The sequence below is a fragment of the uncultured Maricaulis sp. genome (assembly GCF_963976135.1).
GTDB lineage: Bacteria > Pseudomonadota > Alphaproteobacteria > Caulobacterales > Maricaulaceae > Maricaulis.
In genome coordinates this window covers 22,382-42,342 of sequence record NZ_CAXBKN010000004.1, presented here as the reverse complement: position 1 = coordinate 42,342, position 19,961 = coordinate 22,382, and the positions used below count along the sequence as shown (strand labels likewise).

The following is a 19,961-nucleotide window of genomic DNA, read 5'->3' as shown; positions in this document are numbered from 1 at the left end:
GGTGTCGACCGGCTCGCTGCTCTTGATCCGGGGGGCTGGGGGGGCTGTTTAAAACCAAGACCCAGAGCGTTGATGCGGCCGATCGACAGGCAAACCGTGGCCGTGCGGTGCGGCGCGAACGGGCCGAAAATATGGCAACTTTGCGGCGCAGGGTGAAATGTTTGTAAGCTGGTGCCCACGACTCGCCAGCGATTCAACCGGCAGGAGAAAACAAGTGGTGGCAGGACCCCAAACCGCGAAACGCGCCCCCGCCCTGGTGATGTGGAATCGGCGCGAACTCTCCGACATCCTCAGCGTCTATGGGCGCTTTGTCGCCATGGGCGAGTGGAAGGATTATGCCATTGATGGCCTGGCGACCAATGCCGTGTTCTCGATCTTCCGCCGCGCCAGCGAAGTACCGATGTTCGCCGTCATCAAGACTCCCGCCGACGCCCAGCGCCAGGGCATGTACAAGGTCGTCGCCGTTGACGGCCAGGTCCTCAAGCGCGGCCATGAACTGCCCCAGGTTCTGCGGGTGTTCGACAAGAAACGCTTTTCGGTCGTGTCCTGAACACGCATCCCTGAGCGTCAGGCAAGGAAAAACCCCCGAAGCCAGGCTCCGGGGGTTGATATTCAGGACGGTACCTTCCCGATCAGTTGCGATTGCCCATGAAGCGCAGCAGGAAGAGGAACATGTTGATGAAGTCGAGATAGAGCGAGAGCGCTCCGTGGACCTTCATCTTGGCCGCCAGTTCCGGCGTGCCGCCATATTCGTAATAGCTGATCTTCAGGCGCTGGGTGTCATAGGCGGTCAAACCGGCAAAGATCAGCACACCGACTGCCGAGATCACAAATTCCATCGCGCTCGACGCCAGGAAAATATTGACGATCGAGGCCAGGATGAGCCCGAACAGGCCCATCATCAGGAAGGAACCCATGCCGGTCAGATTGCGCTTGGTGGTGTAGCCATAGAGGCTCAGCGCGCCGAAGGCCGCCGCCGTCACAAAGAAGGTGTTGGCGATCGAACCGGCCGTGTAGACCGCGATGATCGAGGACAGGGAAATACCCATCACACCGGCGAAGACGTAAAACAGCGTCCGCGCCATGCCCGAGCTGAGCTTGTTCAGCCGGAAGGAAATCAGCATCACCATGCCGAGCGGGGCGAGCATCACGACCCATTTCAGCGGGGTATTGAAGACAGTGGCGCCCAGCGGCGTCACACCAAAGCTTTCGGTACCGATGCCAACAAAAAAGAGCTGTGCTGACAGGATGGCCGCGCCCGCTGTCACAAGCAGGCCGATCGTCATCAGATTGTAGATGCCAAGCATATAGCTGCGCAGCCCCGCATCGACGGACATGTCCATCGAGGGCGCGCCAGCATGTGTGCGGGAAAAATCATTCATTGTTGCGGTCTCTCATTCTTCCATACGCCCGGTCAGGCGCTTTGCAGACAATATCGGCTCGCCATGGGGCGATTGCAAGCCGGGACGCGCAAGCCTCGCGTCCCCCCCACAGGGAAATCAGGCCTGAGCCGAGTTGAGCGCCCGCGCTGCAGGCACAGACAGAGCGGCCCGGGCCACCAGAGCGCCCCCGGCGGCCGCGGAAAGGATGGCGATTACGCTGACGCGGCCGACCGCAATCCAGTCTGGTGCCCACACCGCCTCCACCAGCTGCGTCATCACATACCAGGCCGGCGGAATCGCCAGAATCAGCGCCATGACGGTCGCCATCACACCGACCAGTCCGAATTCGAGCGCGAAGATCGCCAGCACACCGGCGGGTGTCACGCCGAAGGTCTTGAGCAGGGCCGCATCAGTGACCCGCCGCCTCGCCGCCGCCGCGAAAGCGCCCAGCATCACCAGCGCTCCGGCCAGCGCGACAACCCCGGCAACCGCATTGATCGCCACCGTTGTCTGCGCGAACACTTCGGCGGCGGCCTGCAGGCGCTCGCGAACACGATAGATCACGGCCTCGGGAAAGGCATCGCCGATGGCGGTCGCAATCGCGTCCTCGAATTCCGGCTGCGCCCGCAGCAGCACAGTCTGAGCCGGATTGGCGGCCTCCAGCGTTCCCGGCGCGAAAATAATGGCGACATTGACCCCGAATCCACCCCAGTCGATGGTGCGCAGATTGGCGATTTCGGCGATGATTTCACGGCCCAGTATGCGCAAGGTCACACTGTCGCCGACCCCGACACCAAGCCCGCGCGCCGCATCGCCCTCGATGGAGATCAGCGGTGGTCCGGCGTAGTCCTCCGGCCACCATTCGCCGGCTTCGAGCACAGCCTCTGGCGGCATCTCGGCCAGATAGGTCAGGCGCGTCTCGCCATCGACCAGCCAGCGCTCGGATGGCGCAACAGCCTCCAGGTCGAGCGGCGCGCCCTTGAGACCGGTGATCCGGCCCAACAGGGCCGGCGCCCGACGATAGCGCGCCGGGTCGGTGATCTCGGCGCCGGCCTCGGCCGCGATTCGGTCGAATGCTTCACCACGCTCGGACGGGATCTGGGCAATCACCAGGCTGGGCAGATTGGCCGGAGCAGTCTCGCGGATCTGCGTCACAAGATTATGCTGTACCAGGGTCACGACAGCGAGCAGCGCCAGACCGAGCCCCAATGCCGGTGCCGCAACCGGCGCGACGGAGCCGGGCCCGCCCAGTTGGGTCAGGGCCAGGCGCAAGCCGCCGCGGGCCCGGTGCGCCAGCCATCCGGACAGGCGCCGCAGGCCATATGCGGCGCCCCAGAGCAGGGCGAAGACCAGCACGGCAAAGCCAAGCATCACGCCCGCCACCATGGGTGACGGGCTGAACAGCACAGCCAGGGCTATGAAAACCAGCGCCGTCAACAAGGCCGCGATCCGCTCGCTCCAGGGCGTTTCGCCCTGTCCGCGCGCTTCGCCGCCGAGCAGGGCCGCAGGCGGTGTTGCCCGGGCCCGCCCAACCGCCGGCAAGGCAAAGGCCAGCGCCGAGAGCAGGCCGAACAGCACAGCCAGCCCCAGCGGTTCGGGATAAATCCCCGCCTCAACCGGGATCGGCAAGACATCACCCAAACCCTGGAGCAAGGCTATCGGTGCCAGTGCACCGAGCGCGGCACCGAGCAGCGAGCCGGCCAGCGCCAAAGCCAGGATTTGCAACAGATAGGCCAGCCGGATGGTGGCCCCGTCGGCACCCAGCGCCTTGAGCGCCGCGATGGACCCGGTCCGTGTCGACAGAAAGGTGGAGACAGCCTGGGCCACGCCCAGCCCGCCGGCCAGCAAGGCGGCCAGACCGGCCACGGCCAGGAAAACACTGAGATTATCGAGCAAATCGTCAAACTGGTCGCCAAGATCATCACGCGTGGTGATATCGACGCCCTGTTCGCGCAAACGCGGTGCCCATTGCGCGGCCAGGGCCGCCAGGTCGGCGTCCTCATCATCGAACAATACGCGCAAACCGGAGCGGTAGATCGAGCCTTCGCTCATCAGCCCCGCACCCTCGACAATGTCCAGCGCGACCAGAAGGCGCGGCGCGAAGTCGAAACCGAGATCGAGCCGGTCAGGCTCGCTGACCAGTTCGGCGCGCAGTTCGAACATCCGGCCGGCCAGCTCAATCCGGTCACCGATCCCGGCGTTGAAGACACGGAAAATATCCGGGTCCGCGGCGGCGCCGGCCACGCCATCATGCGGTGCCAGTAATTCAGAGAGCGGACGATCAGGCAGGGTCGCGACCGTCCCGAGCAGCGGATAGGCCGAATCAACCCCGCGCAACCGGATCAGGCGGCGGGTATCATTGAAACTCGCCATCACATTGATGTCGGCGATGTTGGAAACCCGTCCGGCCGCCTGCATCTCCGCGACCAGATCCTCGGGCAGGGCGGCGCGCTGGACCGAAAGGGACAGGTCGCCGCCAAGGATCCGGCTCAGCTCGCCGGCCACGCCCTGGCGAAACATCGCGCTTGCCGAACCGGCTGCGGCGATCGCGGCAACCCCAAGCGTCAGGCAAGCAAGGAAAACCATGAAACCGCGCGTCCCGGCACGCAATTCCCGTCCGGCAATCCGCAGGGCGAGTCCCACATTCATGACTGGATCGCCCCGTCACGCATTTCGACAATCCGGTCGGCCCGGCTGGCGAGTTCGCGGTCATGGGTGACCAAGACCAGGGCCGCACCGTGCTGACGCGAGGCCTCGAACAGGAAATCGGCAATCATGCCGCCGGCAGCGCTGTCGAGATTTCCGGTGGGCTCATCGGCGAAAATAATCTCCGGCCCGACGGCGAGCGCCCGCGCGACGGCGACGCGTTGTTTCTCGCCGCCCGAAAGCTGACCGGGATAATGAGTCAACCTGTGCTCGAGCCCGACCAGGGACAGGGCTTCGACCGCGCGCTGACGCACCCGGTCCTGGCGCGCAATCTCGAGCGGCGCCATGACATTCTCCAGCGCTGTCATCGTCGGCATCAGATGGAAAGACTGGAAGACAAAGCCGACACGGCCACGGCGCAGCCGAGCCAGCTCACCTTCATTGCGGCCCGTCACAGGATTGCCGAGCAGGATAATTTCGCCGGATGTCGCCCGCTCAAGCCCGGCGGAGACCGCCATCAGCGACGATTTGCCCGATCCGGACGGACCGACGATTGCCACGCTTTCGCCGGGACTCACATCGAGGCTGACATGGTCGAGAATGTGCACCGGTCCGGATGCGGCCATCAGCGTCAATTCGACATCGCGCAGCGACAGGACGGGGGGCAGGCTGGTATCTGTCATCACGGATCCGGGATTTGCGTTGATATCGAATTTCGATATATGTCATAGGACGTCATTCGGCAAAGGCCTTATTTAAGATGCGTCACATGCTTCACCTTGTCGTGATCGGCCTGCTGGCCTTCACTGCGCCCGCCCTCGCGGCAAGTGACGAGCCGGCCTACCGGCTCGTCATCCTCGGTGACAGTTTGAGCGCGGGTTTCGGGCTCAGTGATAGTGAAGCCCTGCCGGCAATGCTCGATCAGGCACTCGCCGCGCGCGGACTGGACCAGATCATCGTGCTCAATGCCGGCGTGTCCGGCGACACCACGGCAGGCGGTCTGGCCCGCTTCGATTTCTCGGTCGGCCCCGATGCCGACGGCGTCATCATTGCACTCGGCGCCAATGACGCCCTGCAAGGTCAGCCGCCGGAGCAGACACGGGCCAATCTGGCGGCGATGATCGACCGGGCGCAGGCCCGCAATCTCGATATTGTGCTCGCGGGCATGCTCGCCCCGGTCAATATGGGGGTGGAGTATCGCGCCCGGTTTGACGCGATCTATCCCGACCTGTCGGAAGCCGAGGATGTCGCGCTTTACCCCTTCTTGCTTGCACCGGTTGCGCTGCAACCCGGTTTCCTGCAGCGCGATGGCTTGCATCCGACCGCAGCCGGCGTCGCGCTGATGGCCGAACCTCTGGCAGACTTTGTCGCCGCATCCCTGTTCGGCCTGCCCCAGCGGGCGGCAACACCATGAGCCAGCGCCTGTTTTCCGCCATCGGTCTGCCGGATTCTGCGTGTGAACCGCTCATGGCACTACAATCGGGCCTGCCGGGCGCCAGTTGGCGGCCGCGAGAAAACCTGCATCTGACGCTACGCTTTTTCGGCGATGTCGACGAGCGCAAGGCCGAGGACCTCGAATTCGAGCTGGCGAAGATCACGGCACCGGCCTTCGAACTGACGCTCCAGGGCGCTGGCTGGTTTGGCCGGCTGGAACCGCATGCGCTGTGGATTGGCACCGAGCCCAACGCCGCCCTGCTGGCCCTTCAGGCCCAATGCGAGCGTGCCGCCCGGCGTGCCGGCCTCGCCCCCGAGACACGCAATTTCGTTCCGCACGTGACGCTGGCCTATCTCCGGAAAACGCCCGTCGAGGCGCTTGCACGCTTCACGCAAGCGCTGGGCACATTCCGGTGCGAGCCAGTGACAATCTCCTACTTCAGCCTTTATGCCAGCTGGCTGACACGCGGCGAGGCCAATATTTATGTGCCGGTGGCGCGCTATCCATTGGGCTAGACGGGTCTAGGCTTGTGCATCAACCTCGAAGGCCGACGGCAAAATCGTCAACTGCCAGGCGCCATTGAGCCGGTAGAGCCAGAAAATATCGCCATAGGCCTGATCGGGCAGACGCCCATCGCGACAGCCCACCAGTTCAGAGGCGGGCAGCCCGGCAATCTGTGCCAACCACAGGCAACTGGTGTTGGAATGCTCTCCAACCAGGGTCCAGCGCGCATCCGAGCCTTCCGCGTCGGCGAAGGCTTCAGCGCGGCTGCGGGTAATGACCTCGCCGGCCATACACCCCGTTTCCAGGCCATCGCCAGCCTGGTGCACGGTCACGGCATGACCGCCCGCTTCAGCGGTACGCAGGGTGCGGCACGCCGCACTTGAGAAGGCCTGGTCAATGGCGGGGGCGCCAATCAGCTCGGCCAGACGTGCCACCATGGCTTCGCCTTGTGGGCTGAGCGGACAATCGAGGGCATTGCAATCGGATGAGATCTTGCGGGCATGTCGGACGACCAGGATATGCCGGTCAGCGCCGCGGATATCGGCGGCCTGGCTTGCCGGCGCCAGTTCCAGCAAGGCCGGGCGGTCAAACTCAGGTACAGTTTCTGGGCCGGCACAGGCGACGAGCAGTAATGCCAGGAAGACGGTCGGGAAAAACAATCTCATAGGGGCCTCGTTTCCGGTTTTGCCGGAGCATAGTGCGCGAGCCCCGAGGCATCCAGCCCAAACCGGCCGGCTTTGCGCTAGACCTCGCAGCGGACCGGCAGGCGCACCGTCACAACGGTGCCCGCTTCGGCAGTACTGTCGAGATCCAGCGTCCCGTCCATCACCGAGGCAAGCTGCAAGCAAATCGCCAGGCCGATACCGCCATCACCGCGCAAACTGCCCATCTCGGCGCGGACCTGATTAATGGTGTCCGCAGGAAATCGCAGTTCGGTCGCTCGACATGTGAATTCTACCCAGGCGACATCGTTTACCGCCGGCTCGAGATCAACAATGATTCCGACCGTCCCGGCAGAGCTGTATTTGATGGCGATCGACGCCAGGGTCGACAGCAATTGCTTGGTCAGCCGGAAATCGCCAATGACTTGCGCCGAGGCAGCCTCGGTCGCCTGACTCGACAGGGTGATCCCTTTCTTGCTGGCCGTCGGGAGAAACAAGGCTTCAACCGACTTGACCAGTTCGGCCGGCGAAAACACTTGCTGGCGGATCTCGACCTTTTCCGTTCGCAGCCGCGACAGATCGATCACTGCGGCGACGCGAGCCAACATGGTTTGCGCCGATTCCTCTAGCGTGCCGAGCAATTTGCGTTGGGCCGGGTCGAGCTTGGTATTACCAAGCAGACTGCCCAGGCCGATAATTCCGTTCAGCGGCGTCCGCAATTCATGGCTCAAACCCAGCAGGAATTCAGACTCCTGCAGACTGGAGGTTCGCTGTGTGGTCGCAGCGGTCTTGAGTTCGCTTTCGAGCGATGTGCGCGCATTGTGCTCATTCTCATAGGCCGACCTGGACTCTTCCAGGGCCTGCATCAAGCGGCCAAATCGCCAGGTGAGCTGAACAACCCCCAACAGGAAAAGGATCGTCGCCAGCGACTCGCAAGCCCAGCGGACCCAGGTCTGCATCACGCCGCTCACCTGAAGCAGTTGCGCGTCTCCAAGCCAGAGCGGGCCCATCAAAAGAAACAGCAGATGGACGAGATGAAAACCGCCCCATATCGCCATCCCGGCTGCGATCAGACCCAGTTGACGCGAGACACCGACATAGCTGATCGCCCGCAGATTCCGCGCCATCACGACCAGCGTCAAAGCCAGCATGAGGATTACGAACACATCTTGGACAGCCGTGGACAGCATGAAGTTCTCACTCATGCGCAGCTCGTCAGGTGAGCCACGTGGCAGTCGATCACCCGTCCAAGGGCGTCACTCATGGACATCCCGGTCAAACCGGCGGCGCAAACTCACTCGTATCGTGCTGTCTGTAAAGCGTTAACTGGCCCAATGAATTAAAGATGCACGCAGTTGACTCATCTGAGAGATGTAGAATGGAAGACCATCCTCAGTCATTGCGCCCCAGCCGGCGCTTGCGCCGCGCCAGCAGCTGGAGCCGAAGCGCATTGAGGCGGATGAAGCCGGCAGCATCCTTCTGATCATAGACCTCGTCCTCTTCGAAAGTGACGTGTGCCTGCGAGTAGAGCGAGTGATCGGAGCTGCGTCCGACGACATTGACCGAGCCCTTATAGAGCTTGAGCCGGACATCACCGGTGACGTATTCCTGGCTGGAATCGATCGCCGCCTGCAGCATTTCGCGCTCCGGCGAGAACCAGAAGCCCTCATAGAGCAGCTTGGCATAGCGCGGCATCAGCTCGTCCTTGAGATGGGCCGCACCACGATCAAGCGTGATCTGCTCGATACCGCGATGGGCTGCCATCAGGATAGTCCCGCCCGGAGTCTCGTATACGCCGCGCGATTTCATGCCGACGAAACGGTTCTCGACCAGGTCGAGCCGGCCAATACCGTGCTTGCCACCAAGCTCATTGAGCCGGGTCAGCAGCGTGGCCGGGCTCAGCGCCTTGCCGTCAATGCCGCAGGCATCGCCACGCTTGAAGGAAATGGTGACATATTCCGGCGCATCGGGCGCATCTTCCGGCCGCACGGTGCGCTGATAGACCAGTTCGGAGGCTTCCTCGGCCGGATCCTCGAGCATTTTGCCTTCCGAGGAGGTGTGCCAGAGATTGGCGTCGACCGAAAAGGGCGCCTCGCCGCGCTTGTCCTTGGCGACCTCAATCCCGTGCTCTTCGGCATAGGCGATCAGCTTGGTGCGCGAATTGAGATCCCATTCGCGCCAGGGCGCAATAACCCGCAGATCCGGGTCGAGGGCGTAGACGCCGAGCTCGAAGCGGACCTGGTCATTGCCCTTGCCGGTGGCGCCATGGGCGACCGCATCGGCGCCGGTTTCATGCGCGATCTCGACCAGACGCTTGGAGATCAGCGGCCGCGCGATCGAGGTGCCCAGCAGGTATAGGCCTTCATAGACCGCATTGGCGCGCACCATCGGGAAAACGAAATCGCGGACAAATTCCTCGCGCAGATCGTCGATGAAGATTTCCGAGACGCCGGCGGCCTTGGCCTTGCGCCGCGCCGGCTCGAGCTCCTCGCCCTGGCCGAGATCGGCGGTGAAGGTGACGACTTCAGCATCATACTCATCCTGGAGCCATTTCAGGATCACGGATGTGTCGAGTCCGCCGGAATAGGCAAGAACGATCTTCTTCACTTTGGCTGGAGTCTTCATGGCCGCTTATCCCTTCGCAATGTGTGCAGCCCGCGTAGCGCCCCCGTCCTTTGGGCGCAAGTGGTCCGGCCGGATATTTCGACTTGCAGCAGCAGATGACGGGTAATCACCACTGGACAGACAGCTGACGCACAGCAATCTACCGGCATGGTTACACGCCCCATATCAGCCTTTTCCGGTTTTGCCGGCCGCCGCGCCCGTTTCGAACACGACCGGCCGGACGCTGCGACGGCACGTGAGTTGTTGGCGCGCCTGCTGCGCCGCGCCCGGGAAGAGGGCCTCGCCACCGCCACAGACCTCCGGCAGCGCCTGCGGCGCACCGGCATCGATATCGACATGCCGAGGCTGGCCGATGCCCGCCGTTTTCTTGATAGCGCAGTGGCGCTCGACGCAAGGGCGATTGAAGCCGGGCTGACCCCGGATATCAGCCGCTTCCTGTTACAGATTCTCGATGGCGATCTGGCGATCGAGAATTTTCCTGTGTTTGAAAATCGTATCGCCAATATCTACGCCCATGCCGAGGCCGCCACGGGCGGCGAGGTCGCCCACTATATTCCCGAGCTGGCGAAGCAGAATCCGGACAGTTTCGGCCTCGCCGTTTGCAGTATTGATGGCCAGCGCATGGCCCTGGGTGAGGCCGACACGCCCTTCTGCCTGCAATCCGTGGTCAAACCGCTCAATTATGCCCTGGCCCTCGCCCTGAACGGCGAACGTTTTGTCCATCATCACGTCGGCCGCGAGCCATCCGGCCTGGGCTTCAACGAGTTGACGCTCAACCACGACAATCGCCCCCACAATCCGATGATCAATTCCGGTGCCATCATGTGCAGCGCCATGATCCGCCCAGGCCGTCCGGTTGCCGAGCGTTTCGACATGCTGATGCGCTTCTGGAATTCGGCCATTGGCGGTCAGGCCTGCAGTTTTGACGAGGCCGTCTACAATTCGGAAAAGGGTACGGCGGAGCGCAATTTCGCGCTGGCGCGGTTGATGGACAGCCATGGTGTCTTCCCCGAAGGCAGCATCGTTGATCGCGCGCTTGATCTCTATTTTCGCAGCTGCGCCATCTCGCTCGACTGCCGCGCCCTCTCGGTTGCGGCCGCCACCCTGGCCAATGGCGGCGTCTGCCCCCTGACCGGCCACCGCATCGCTGAGCCGGTCACGGTACGCAATACGCTGTCCCTGATGCTGACTTGCGGCATGTATGATTTTTCAGGCGAGTTCGCCTTTGTTGTCGGCCTTCCGGCGAAGTCCGGGGTCTCGGGTGGCCTGATGCTGGTTGTGCCCGGCGTTTGCGGTATCGGCCTTTGGAGCCCGCCCCTCGACCGGCTCGGCAATACGGTGCGCGGGCTCGAATTTTCCCGCCGCCTCGTCGAGGCCTTCCCGTTTCACATTTTCGCCGGGACGACGGGCGGGCCGCAATAGCTTGCTGGACTTTCCGCGTCTCACTTCCCACCTTGTGCCCGGTCACCTGCCCCTTCCTGCCTCCCGGAGTATTGCCCATGCGACGTCACCTTGTACTGATCACCGGCGCCTCTTCGGGCATTGGCAAGGCGCTGGCGCGCGAATTTGCCGCCAATGGCTGGGATCTCGCCCTGACAGCGCGGCGCAAGGACCGGCTCGAAGCCCTGGCCGAGGAAATCAAGGCCCAGTATGGCGTCGACAGCCTGGTCATCGCGGCCGACCTGTCCAAGGCCAGCGCCCCGAAGAAGATCATTGACGCCGTTGAGGCCGAGGGCCGCCAGATTGACGGTCTGGTCAATAATGCCGGTTTCGGCCTTCCCGGCACCTATACCCAGACCAGCTGGAAGCAGCAGGCCGACTTCCTGCAGCTGATGCTGGGCAGTTATGCCGAGCTCGTGCACCGGGTGATGCCGGGCATGCAGGAACGTGGTTATGGCCGCATCCTCAATGTCGCCTCCGTCGCCGGCCTGATGCCCGGATCGAAGGGCCACACGCTTTACGCCGCCGTGAAGTCGGCGCTGATCAAATTCAGCCAGTCACTCCACTTCGAGGGCAAGGAATACGGCATCCACGCCACAGCCCTTTGCCCGGGCTTCACCTATTCCGAATTCCACGACGTCAATGAAACGCGCGACCTGGTGTCGAAAATGCCGTCCTACTGGTGGCTGACGGCCGATCAGGTCGCCGAGGCCGGCTATAATGCCGTCCAGCGCAATCAGCCGATCAGCGTGCCAGGCCTCTGGTATAAATTCCTCACCGGCCTCAACCAGATCCTGCCGACCCCGGCCTCGATGTGGATGATGGAGCGCAGCAGCGGCAGTGTCCGGCGCGGCGAGATGGACCCGGCAAGCCGGGCCACCGGGGACTGATCCGTGCTCGACCTCACCCTGTTGCCGCTGTTTCTCGCTGGCGGTCTGGCGCTCGCGCTGACGCCGGGACCGGACATGGCCTTTACCCTCGCGACCACCGCCTCCCGCGGTCTGCGCGCCGGGCTGGGTGCGGTGGCCGGCATCATCACCGGCGGCGCAATCTGGACCGTGGCGGCGGCGATCGGGCTGGCGGCCCTGCTGACAGCCTCCGAACATGCGCTCGCGGTGGTCCGCTATGGCGGCGCCATTTATCTGCTGTGGCTGGCCTGGCAAACGATCCGCACGCTTGACGCCGCACCGCATGCCCGCGCATCGGCCTCGGCTTCGCAGGCCTTCCTGCGCGGCCTGATGACCAATCTGCTCAATCCCAAGGTCGGGCTGTTCTTCCTCGCCTTCCTGCCGCAATTCACCAATGCCGAACTGGGGCCCGTCTGGATCCAGATGCTGATGCTCGGCGGGATGTTCTTCGCGATGGGAACCATGGTCCTGGTCGCGGTCGCGCTGGCGGCCGGCGCGGCGCAGGCCCGCCTGGCCCGTTCACTGACCCTGCGCCGGGTGCTGAACGGTCTGGCCGCCACAGCTTTCGGGGGGCTCGGTTTGCGCTTGATCTTCAGCAGCAATACCGACTAGACCTACAGCTTATGTTACAAGCTGATCCCCGCCTGATCGTCGCGCTCGATAAGCCGACTGTCTCCGACGCATGGGCGCTTATCGAAGCGCTCGGCGATACCGTCAATTTCTACAAGATCGGGCTTCAACTCATCCCGATCGGCGGCATGGAGCTCTCGACCCGCCTGAAACAGGCCGGCAAGCAGGTTTTCCTTGACTACAAGCTGCACGACATCCCGGCGACGGTCGAAAAAGCAACACGCAGCCTCGCCGATACCGGTGCGGACCTGCTCACCGTGCACGCCGAACCGGCCGTGATGCGCGCCGCCGTCGCCGGCCGCGGCGAGCGTCATCTGAAAATTCTCGGCGTCACTGTGATGACTTGCTATGACGACGAAATGCTGACGGAAATGGGCTATGCCTTCGGCGCGCGCGATCTGGTGATGCGCCGGGTCGAGCAGAGCCTGGAGGCCGGCGTCGATGGCATCGTCGCCAGCGCCCATGAGGCTGCAGAGATCCGTCAGAAATTTGGCGGCGATTTCCTCATTGTCACGCCGGGGATTCGGCCGGCGGGCGCCGCGGCCGATGATCAGAAACGCGTCGCCACGCCGGGATCGGCCCTGCACGATGGCTCGACCCATCTGGTGGTCGGGCGGCCAATCAATGCCGCGACCGACCCGTCCGCCGCAGCGCGCGCCATCATTGCCGAAATGGCTGCAGCATCGCCGAAGCCCGTGACGGTCTAGGAGCCGGTCAGCTCTTGAGGCTCAGGGGTGTGCACGGCGGTGGCCGACACGCGACACAGGTACCGTGCGGTGATCGAGCGCCTGTACTTGCCAGACCCTCTGCCCGGGACCGGTATGGCCGGTTCGGACCTGGCCGTCAGCCGCGATCAAAATCATGCCGCGATAGCTGTAAACCGGTGCGTAGGGCCGCTCGACACCGCCCACCAGAGAGCCACTGAAGAATTCATCACTCAGACGAATAGTGTCGCCATGGCGATCTTCAACCTCGCCGTGACGGGTTTCTGGTCGGTGTGATGGGCGGGCGGCTGCCGGGGCATCCTGTTGCGGCGGCCATTGCCGGCCCACTGTCTGCGCCCGCTCCGCCCCATGCGACCGCACGCTCAAGCCCTGCTGCGAATCGATAAAGGCATTGCCCCGGCGGCTTTGCGAAACCACCACAGGCTGGGCGGCCGGAATATGCTCTCTGTAACTGACCGGCCGAACCTGTTCGGGCCGGGCAAGAAGGGGCGGGCTGTGATACGCCGGCTGCGGCGAGATGGAGTGCGTGGCAGAACCAGCCGGCACGAGGGCCGGTCCGGCCGCAGCCTGCTGCGGAACCGGCCGTCGAGGCGCCGCGTCCAGCCCGGCGGGCATTTCCGTGAAGCGGCAGGGCGAACCGGTATAGCTTCCGGCCAGCGCCTGGCGGATCTCGTCGGCGCTACAGATACGCTCGGGCCCCCCGGCGAGGCGGGGTTCCGTTAGCGGCTGGGCGAAGGCAACCGGTCCGGCCACCGCGACTGCCAGCACCGAGGCGAGCAAACGTTTCATTCCGGCACATTAACCCGGTCAGGGCAGCGCTCAAAGCGAACGCACCCGGCAGGCGAATCTGCCGATTTGATGGCGGCTTTCTGGGGTAGATGGTTGTTTGGGAACAGAGTGTCTCCGAACAGGGCGCCTCGCAGCCTGGCTCAGAAATCGCTGGCCATGCCCTTGCGCTCCCAATCACCAAACCGGGTCGGCTCAAGGCCTTTCGGGCCACCGGTTTCGGCCGGGCCATTCGCCGCTTCATCAATCGCGGCCTGTCTTGCCTTCGCTTCAGCCAGGGCGCGCTGCGCCGCAGGTGTCAGCAGTTTGTCAGGGGCCGGGGCGGTGGCGGGATTTTCCGGGGTCTCTTGCATGCCTACTCCGTTACAGCGCCCGGGCGGCCGCGCCAAGCACGGAACTGCAAGCGAGCCGTGCCGCCGGGATTATTAGACGCAGCCCGGCCGCCGTGCTAGCTGGCGCGCATGAGTGATGGACTAGATCCCCGCCGGGTGGCTGCCCGGGCCTATTCGCTTGTGCTCAAACAGCACAAAACGATTGAATCCGCCCTGGATCGCGATCCCGGCTTTGCGGCGATGAGCGATCGTGACCGCGGTTTTGCCCGGGCTATTGTCTCGACGACCTTCCGCCGCCTCGGTCAGACCCGGCTGGTCCTGAACAAATTCCTCGCCAGGCCGATCGAGGAAAATGCCGCTCCGATCCAGGCCATATTGCTGACCGGTGCCGCGCAATTGCTGTGGATGGGCGTACCGCCGCACGCTGCCGTCTCCTCGGCCGTCTCGCTGGCCGACGAGGATGACAAATCGCGCCGCCTCAAGGGCCTCGTCAATGCCGTCCTGCGCAAGGTCGACCGCGAAGGCGCCGCGATCGCCGGCGCAAGCGCGCCGCAGGAAAACCTGCCGGAATGGCTGGTCCAGAGCTGGCGCACCGCCTACGGGCCAGGCCAGCTCAGCAAGATCGCCAATGCCCTGCTGGAAACCCCGCCGCTCGATCTGACGGTCAAGATTCCATCCGAGCGCGAACACTGGGCTGCCGAACTGGGTGCCACCATTCTGCCCAATGGCACACTGCGCCGCGCCAGCATCACCGATCTGACCACCCTGCCGGGCTTCGCGACAGGAGCCTGGTGGGCCCAGGATGCCGCCGCCTCGCTTCCCGCCCAGCTGCTGCGGGTCAAGCCGGGCGAAACCATTGTCGATCTCTGCGCCGCCCCCGGTGGCAAGACGATGCAGCTGGCCGCCATGGGTGCCAAGGTCATCGCCGTCGACGTGTCCGAGCAACGCATGAAGCGGGTCAGCGAAAACCTGCAGCGCACCGGCCTGGAAGCCGAACTCGTGGTCGATGATGGCCGCAGCTGGCGTCCCGATAATCGCGTCGATGCTGTCCTGCTCGATGCGCCCTGCACCGCGACCGGCACCCTGCGCCGCCATCCGGAAGGTGCCTGGATCAAGCGTCCCGAGGACGTGGCCAAGCTGCAATCGCTCCAGTTCGAGCTGATCAAGTCGGCGATCCGGATGATCAAGCCGGGCGGGCGCCTGATCGTCTGCACCTGTTCGCTTCAGCCCCAGGAGGGCGAGGCGCTGGCCAATACGATCTCCAATTATGAAAGCCTGGCGCCGTTCGCCATCACCCGGACCGAGCTGACCGACCTGGCCGAATCGGTCACCAAGGGCGGATTTATGCGGGTGACGCCAGCGGTCTGGCGCAGCCATGGCGGCATGGATGGTTTCTTCATCGCCCGCTTCTCGAAACGCGCCTGATCGACCACTGTTTCAGCGGGATCGGCGGGCGTGTCTTGCACGTGTGCTACAGCACTGTTATCCGATCTGTCATGGGCGCTCCGGTTTACATTTCACCATCCATCCTGTCGGCGGATTTCGCCCGGCTCGGCGACGAGGTTCGCGCGATCGACGCGGCCGGCGCCGACTGGATCCATATTGATGTGATGGACGGGCATTTCGTGCCCAATCTGACGATCGGGCCCGGCGTCATCAAGGCGCTGCGGCCGCATAGCGACAAGCCTTTTGACGTCCATTTGATGATCACGCCCGTCGACCCCTATATCGACGCCTTCATTGAAGCCGGCGCCAATATCATCACGGCACACCCAGAAGCCGGTCCGCATTTTCACCGCACCGTGCAGGCGATCAAGGCGCGCGGTGCCAGGGCCGGTGCGGCGCTCAACCCGTCTTCCTCGCCCGACATGATCGATTATGTGCTCGACGAGCTCGATCTCGTGCTGGTGATGAGCGTCAATCCGGGTTTTGGTGGCCAGAGCTTCATCGACAGCCAATTGCGCAAGATCGAAACCCTGCGCGAACTGATCGAGCAGCGAGGCCTGGCGACAATCATCGAAGTGGATGGCGGTGTGACACCGGCCAATGCCGGCGCCTGCATCAATGCCGGGGCCAGTGCCCTGGTCGCCGGCTCTGCTGTCTTCAAGGGCGGTCCGGACCTGTATCAGCACAATATCAACGCGTTGCGTGGGTAGCGGCAATGGCTGGCGCGGTCCGTCTGTCTGACTATCCGATATCCGCCGTCCAGGCGCTGAGACGCGAAGCCTCCTCGACAGTCAACGCGATCGGCCTGCTGCGCTCCATGCGTGCGCTCGGCCCGATTCCCGAGAGACTCACAAGCTTCCCCACCGATTTCTACCCGGGCGATGCCGCGCGCGGAGCAGAGATTCTCCAAGGCCGCTTCCAGCTCGCCGGGGACCAGCTCAATGCCGCATCCGGAAAGATTGGCATCTGGTCGCGCTCGACGCCATCACGGGCCTTCGCGCGCGGGCTGCACAGTTTCAGCTGGCTGCGCGATTGTGCCGCTGCCGATGCGGCCGGCGATGAAGCACGCCGGCTGGTCGATACCTGGATTCAGGGTTTTGGCCGCTGGAACAGCTTTTCCTGGTCACAGGACGTGTTGTCATCGCGGCTGATGAACTGGCTGCGCTGCGGCGAGTTGCTGTTCGCTGCCCCGGCCGATGATGACAGGGAGGCGCAGCGGCTCCACGCCGCCCGGATGCGCTGCCTGGTGCGCCAGACACGCTATCTGCAACGCGCCCTGCCACTGGCACCCGATGGCACGATCCGCTTGCGCTGCGCGGCTGCCCTGACTCTCGCCGCCCTTTGCCTGCCCGGCGAGTCGGCCATGCTCAGGGCCGCGATCTCGACCTATAATCATGAGATTGACCGCCAGATCCTGCCCGATGGCGGGCATTTGTCCCGCGCACCCCGGGCCGTGGCCGAGGCCTTGATCGACCTGGTTACCGTGCGTGATGTGGCCGCTGAACTCGAGACCGAACTCCCGTCCTCGCTGCTACGGGTTATTGACCGGCTGGCGCCAATGGCGCGCTTTTTTCAGTGTATCGATGGCGGGTTGGCAAGTTTTCACGGTGGCGGCGAAGGCGACCGGAACGCGCTGGCAGCCATACTTGAGCGCGGCGACATCAAATCACGCTCATTCGGATTTGCACCGCATTCCGGCTATCAACGCGCCCATGCCGGCGGCGCAACGGTCCTGCTTGATGTCGGCGAGCCCCCGCGCGGCGAGCTCAGCGTCGAAGCTCACGCCTCCGCGCTCGCCTTCGAACTCTGCACCGCCAGTGGCCGCCTCGTCGTCAATTGCGGCTGGGGCGATGATCAGCCCGCCAATTGGCGCGAAGCGGTCCGCGCCACCGCGGCCCATTCAACCTTGACCCTGGAAGAAACCTCCTCGGCGCGCCTGCTCGCGCCCGGCTGGCGCCGCGCCCTGCTGGGCCCCCGGCTCGCAAGTTCGCCCGGACCGGTGACGGCACGGCGCAATGAGGAAGAAATGGGCGTCTGGCTGGAAGGCGGGCATGAAGGTTATCGCGAAGAATACGGGCTTTCGCACCGGCGCCGGATTTTCCTGGCGGCCGATGGCGGCGACGTCCGCGGCGAGGACGCACTCTTCCGTCCGATTGATGATGGCGCGCCGGAGGATGTCGATGTGCGCTGGCGCTTTGCCATCCGCTTCCATCTGCATCCCGGTGTCCGGGCCTCCCTGGCCCGCGACTCGATGAGCGTACTGCTTGTGCAGCCCAGCGGTGCGGGCTGGCGTTTCCGCTGCGATGGCGAACCAATCCGGCTGGAGCGCTCCGTCTATCTCGCCGCCGGTGCTCCGCCCCAGCGCGCCACCCAGATTGTCGTCCAGGGTGAGGCTGAGCCGTTCGGGGCAGGCGACCGGCCGCCAAATCGTGTACGCTGGGCGTTTCAGCGACTGGGCCGTATTGGCGGCGCTGCGGGGGAATATCAATGAGTACACCACGCCCCGATGCGCCGGCGCCAATCTCTGCAGGCAGCAAGTCGACGATGATCTGGGTCGCCCTGTTTGATCTCGGGGCTGGCGCGGCCTCGATGTGGGCTGCCATCCATATCCGATATCTGTTCGAAGGAACGCCGCCACCCGATTCCATCATGCTGCAATCGGTGGCCGTATTCGCGCTGACCTGTGCGGTGGTTTTCCCACTCCACGGCCTGCACCGCGGACTCTGGCGCTACACCGCGCTGAATGATGCCGCCCGCATATTAATGGCAATCATCATCGCCAATCTGGTTTTCTTGCCCATCCTTTTCCTGATCAACCGGCTCGATGGTTTCCCGCGGACCAGCCAGTTGATTGAAATTCCGATCCTGATCGGCCTGATGCTCGGCTCGCGGCTGATCGTCGCCTCCTGGCGCACACGCGGCCTGCAATCGGTGCTGCAATTCGAGGATCGCAGCAAACCAGCCGCCATTCTGGTCGGCTCAGAGGAAGAACTCGACACCGCCCTGCGCGACCTGGCCCGGCGCAATGGCGCCGCTCCTTTCCGGCCAAAAGGGTTGATCGAACCCAATCTTGCCCTCGCTGGCCGTGCCATTCACGGGCTTCCGGTACTGGGCGGTCTCGATGTCCTGCCCGCAGCGCTCAAACGCCTGTCGGAAGCCGAGAAACTGCCGCCGCGCCTGGTGCTGGCCGGCACCCGGACCGACGTGGAACTGGTCAATGCGCTGGTGCGGATTGCCGCACGCTCGGGCGCCAAACTCTCCCGTGCGCGCCCCGCGGAGGGGCCTGGCGCCTTCTCACCTGTCGAAGCGGCCGATCTTCTGAACCGTCCGCCCCGGGCGCCGGATCTGGAACCGGCGCGCCCGCTGATCGAGGGCAAGCGGGTCCTGGTCACCGGCGCCGGCGGCACAATCGGATCGGAACTCGCCCGGCTGGCTGCAAAGCTCGGCCCCGAAAAACTGATCCTGTTCGATTCATCAGAGGCCAATCTCTACGAAATCGATCTGGAATTCGCGGCCCGTTCGCCCCAGGTCGAATGGCGCGCCGTGCTCGGCGATGTGCGCGATGCGGTCCGCCTGGAACAGGTTTTCTCGGAAGAAAAGCCCGATGTCGTCCTGCACGCTGCGGCGCTGAAACATGTCCCGATGAGCGAACGCAATCCTAGCGAAGCTGTGCGCACAAATGTTCTGGGAACTATCCAGACCATCCACGCTGCAGTCCTGCACGGCGCCCAGGTCGTGGCGCTGATCTCGACCGACAAGGCGGTGGAGCCGACGAATATCATGGGGGCGACCAAGCGCGCAGCCGAACTGTTTGCACAATCAGCGGCTATCCCCGGCAGCCCGACGCGGGTTTGCGTTGTCCGGTTCGGCAATGTCCTGGGGTCGACGGGCTCGGTCGTACCGCTTTTTGAGCGCCAGATCGAACTGGGCCATGCCATCACGGTCACTGATCCTGAAGCCACGCGCTATTTCATGACCGTCGAGGAGGCCTCGGGCCTGGTCTTGTCGGCCGCGGCCCAGACCGCTGCCGATGCCTCACTCAACGGTGCGCTCTATGTTTTCGATATGGGCGAGCCGGTCTCGATCCTGCGCCTGGCCCGCCAACTCCTGCGTCTGCGCGGCCGCGACCCCGACGCGCCCGGCACGCTTTCCGTCGTGGGTCTCAGGCCCGGTGAAAAACGGCATGAAAGCCTGGTCTATCCCTTTGAACACACCCAGGATACGAGCATCCCCGGGGTATGGCTGGTGGATGGCCCCAGCACTGATCCACAAGAAATCGAGGCCCGGCTCGCCACCCTGCTCGCGGCCGCCGATGGCCCGGATATCGAAGCGGTAAAACTGGCCCTGAAACAGGTGTGCGGGCTCAGCCCCGCCGCGCCGATCTGATTGACATGTCCGCCCGTCATGCTACCTCCGCGCCCAACCCAGAGAATTCTGAAT

19 protein-coding genes are annotated in these 19,961 nt (G+C 64.1%); 11 read left to right on the top strand and 8 right to left on the bottom strand.

Going from position 1 to position 19,961, the window contains the following annotated elements; translation table 11 throughout:
- Nucleotides 1-217 precede the first annotated feature (217 nt).
- Entirely contained in the window at nt 218-550 is a 333-nt protein-coding gene (locus tag AAC023_RS01120; protein ID WP_339737238.1) for a DUF2794 domain-containing protein, read from the top strand.
- Between the two features lie 82 nt (nt 551-632).
- Here AAC023_RS01120 and AAC023_RS01115 read toward each other — a convergent pair whose 3' ends face one another.
- From AAC023_RS01115 to AAC023_RS01105, 3 genes are all read right to left on the bottom strand, one after another.
- The gene (locus AAC023_RS01115; RefSeq protein WP_339737236.1) at nt 633-1,382 is read right to left on the bottom strand and encodes a Bax inhibitor-1/YccA family protein; all 750 of its coding nucleotides are present in this window, start codon (nt 1,380-1,382) and stop codon (nt 633-635) included.
- 117 nt (nt 1,383-1,499) lie between these two features.
- Complete coding sequence (locus AAC023_RS01110; RefSeq protein ID WP_339737235.1) at nt 1,500-4,031, bottom strand: FtsX-like permease family protein; 2,532 nt, start codon at nt 4,029-4,031, stop codon at nt 1,500-1,502.
- Nucleotides 4,028-4,711 carry an ABC transporter ATP-binding protein gene (locus tag AAC023_RS01105; RefSeq protein WP_339737233.1) on the bottom strand — a complete coding sequence of 228 codons (684 nt, stop codon included), beginning with the start codon at nt 4,709-4,711 and terminating at the stop codon, nt 4,028-4,030. The genes AAC023_RS01110 and AAC023_RS01105 overlap by 4 nt, the downstream gene beginning before the upstream one ends.
- A gap of 86 nt (nt 4,712-4,797) precedes the next feature.
- Here AAC023_RS01105 and AAC023_RS01100 point away from each other — a divergent pair, with 86 nt between their 5' ends.
- Nucleotides 4,798-5,442, top strand: a complete 645-nt coding sequence (locus tag AAC023_RS01100) for an arylesterase (RefSeq protein WP_339737231.1) — start codon at nt 4,798-4,800, stop codon at nt 5,440-5,442.
- Nucleotides 5,439-5,978, top strand: coding sequence for an RNA 2',3'-cyclic phosphodiesterase (gene thpR, locus AAC023_RS01095; protein WP_339737229.1), 540 nt, complete (start codon nt 5,439-5,441; stop codon nt 5,976-5,978). Before AAC023_RS01100 ends, thpR begins: the two co-directional genes overlap by 4 nt.
- A 6-nt stretch (nt 5,979-5,984) precedes the next feature.
- On the opposite strand, the gene AAC023_RS01090 is transcribed toward thpR, so the two are convergent.
- The 3 genes from AAC023_RS01090 to AAC023_RS01080 all read right to left on the bottom strand — a co-directional run bounded on the left by AAC023_RS01090 (nt 5,985) and on the right by AAC023_RS01080 (nt 9,254).
- Complete coding sequence (locus AAC023_RS01090) at nt 5,985-6,632, bottom strand: histidine phosphatase family protein (protein ID WP_339737227.1); 648 nt, start codon at nt 6,630-6,632, stop codon at nt 5,985-5,987.
- 77 nt (nt 6,633-6,709) lie between these two features.
- Nucleotides 6,710-7,834, bottom strand: coding sequence for a histidine kinase dimerization/phospho-acceptor domain-containing protein (locus AAC023_RS01085; protein ID WP_339737225.1), 1,125 nt, complete (start codon nt 7,832-7,834; stop codon nt 6,710-6,712).
- A gap of 187 nt (nt 7,835-8,021) precedes the next feature.
- The gene (locus tag AAC023_RS01080; RefSeq protein WP_339737223.1) at nt 8,022-9,254 is read right to left on the bottom strand and encodes an argininosuccinate synthase; all 1,233 of its coding nucleotides are present in this window, start codon (nt 9,252-9,254) and stop codon (nt 8,022-8,024) included.
- A 147-nt stretch (nt 9,255-9,401) separates the two neighbouring features.
- Between AAC023_RS01080 and glsA the strand changes: the two genes are divergently transcribed.
- From glsA to pyrF, 4 genes are all read left to right on the top strand, one after another.
- Entirely contained in the window at nt 9,402-10,676 is a 1,275-nt protein-coding gene (gene glsA, locus AAC023_RS01075) for a glutaminase A (RefSeq protein ID WP_339737221.1), read from the top strand.
- Between the two features lie 77 nt (nt 10,677-10,753).
- A complete protein-coding gene (locus tag AAC023_RS01070) occupies nt 10,754-11,584 on the top strand; it encodes an SDR family oxidoreductase (RefSeq protein ID WP_339737219.1) in 831 nt (276 codons plus the stop codon).
- A 3-nt stretch (nt 11,585-11,587) separates the two neighbouring features.
- Entirely contained in the window at nt 11,588-12,214 is a 627-nt protein-coding gene (locus AAC023_RS01065) for a LysE family translocator (protein ID WP_339737217.1), read from the top strand.
- 11 nt (nt 12,215-12,225) lie between these two features.
- Nucleotides 12,226-12,939 carry an orotidine-5'-phosphate decarboxylase gene (pyrF, locus tag AAC023_RS01060; RefSeq protein WP_339737215.1) on the top strand — a complete coding sequence of 238 codons (714 nt, stop codon included), beginning with the start codon at nt 12,226-12,228 and terminating at the stop codon, nt 12,937-12,939.
- A 21-nt stretch (nt 12,940-12,960) separates the two neighbouring features.
- Here pyrF and AAC023_RS01055 read toward each other — a convergent pair whose 3' ends face one another.
- Nucleotides 12,961-13,746: a hypothetical protein gene (locus AAC023_RS01055; protein WP_339737213.1), complete on the bottom strand. Its 786-nt coding sequence runs from the start codon at nt 13,744-13,746 to the stop codon at nt 12,961-12,963.
- Between the two features lie 140 nt (nt 13,747-13,886).
- Nucleotides 13,887-14,096, bottom strand: coding sequence for a DUF1674 domain-containing protein (locus tag AAC023_RS01050; RefSeq protein WP_339737211.1), 210 nt, complete (start codon nt 14,094-14,096; stop codon nt 13,887-13,889).
- Nucleotides 14,097-14,204: 108 nt separating this feature from the next.
- Between AAC023_RS01050 and AAC023_RS01045 the strand changes: the two genes are divergently transcribed.
- The 4 genes from AAC023_RS01045 to AAC023_RS01030 all read left to right on the top strand — a co-directional run bounded on the left by AAC023_RS01045 (nt 14,205) and on the right by AAC023_RS01030 (nt 19,907).
- Nucleotides 14,205-15,500 carry a transcription antitermination factor NusB gene (locus AAC023_RS01045; RefSeq protein WP_339737209.1) on the top strand — a complete coding sequence of 432 codons (1,296 nt, stop codon included), beginning with the start codon at nt 14,205-14,207 and terminating at the stop codon, nt 15,498-15,500.
- 71 nt (nt 15,501-15,571) lie between these two features.
- Complete coding sequence (gene rpe, locus AAC023_RS01040; RefSeq protein ID WP_339737207.1) at nt 15,572-16,231, top strand: ribulose-phosphate 3-epimerase; 660 nt, start codon at nt 15,572-15,574, stop codon at nt 16,229-16,231.
- Between the two features lie 5 nt (nt 16,232-16,236).
- Entirely contained in the window at nt 16,237-18,012 is a 1,776-nt protein-coding gene (locus tag AAC023_RS01035; RefSeq protein WP_339737206.1) for a heparinase II/III family protein, read from the top strand.
- Complete coding sequence (locus AAC023_RS01030; RefSeq protein WP_339737204.1) at nt 18,009-19,907, top strand: SDR family NAD(P)-dependent oxidoreductase; 1,899 nt, start codon at nt 18,009-18,011, stop codon at nt 19,905-19,907. Before AAC023_RS01035 ends, AAC023_RS01030 begins: the two co-directional genes overlap by 4 nt.
- Nucleotides 19,908-19,961 lie beyond the last annotated feature (54 nt).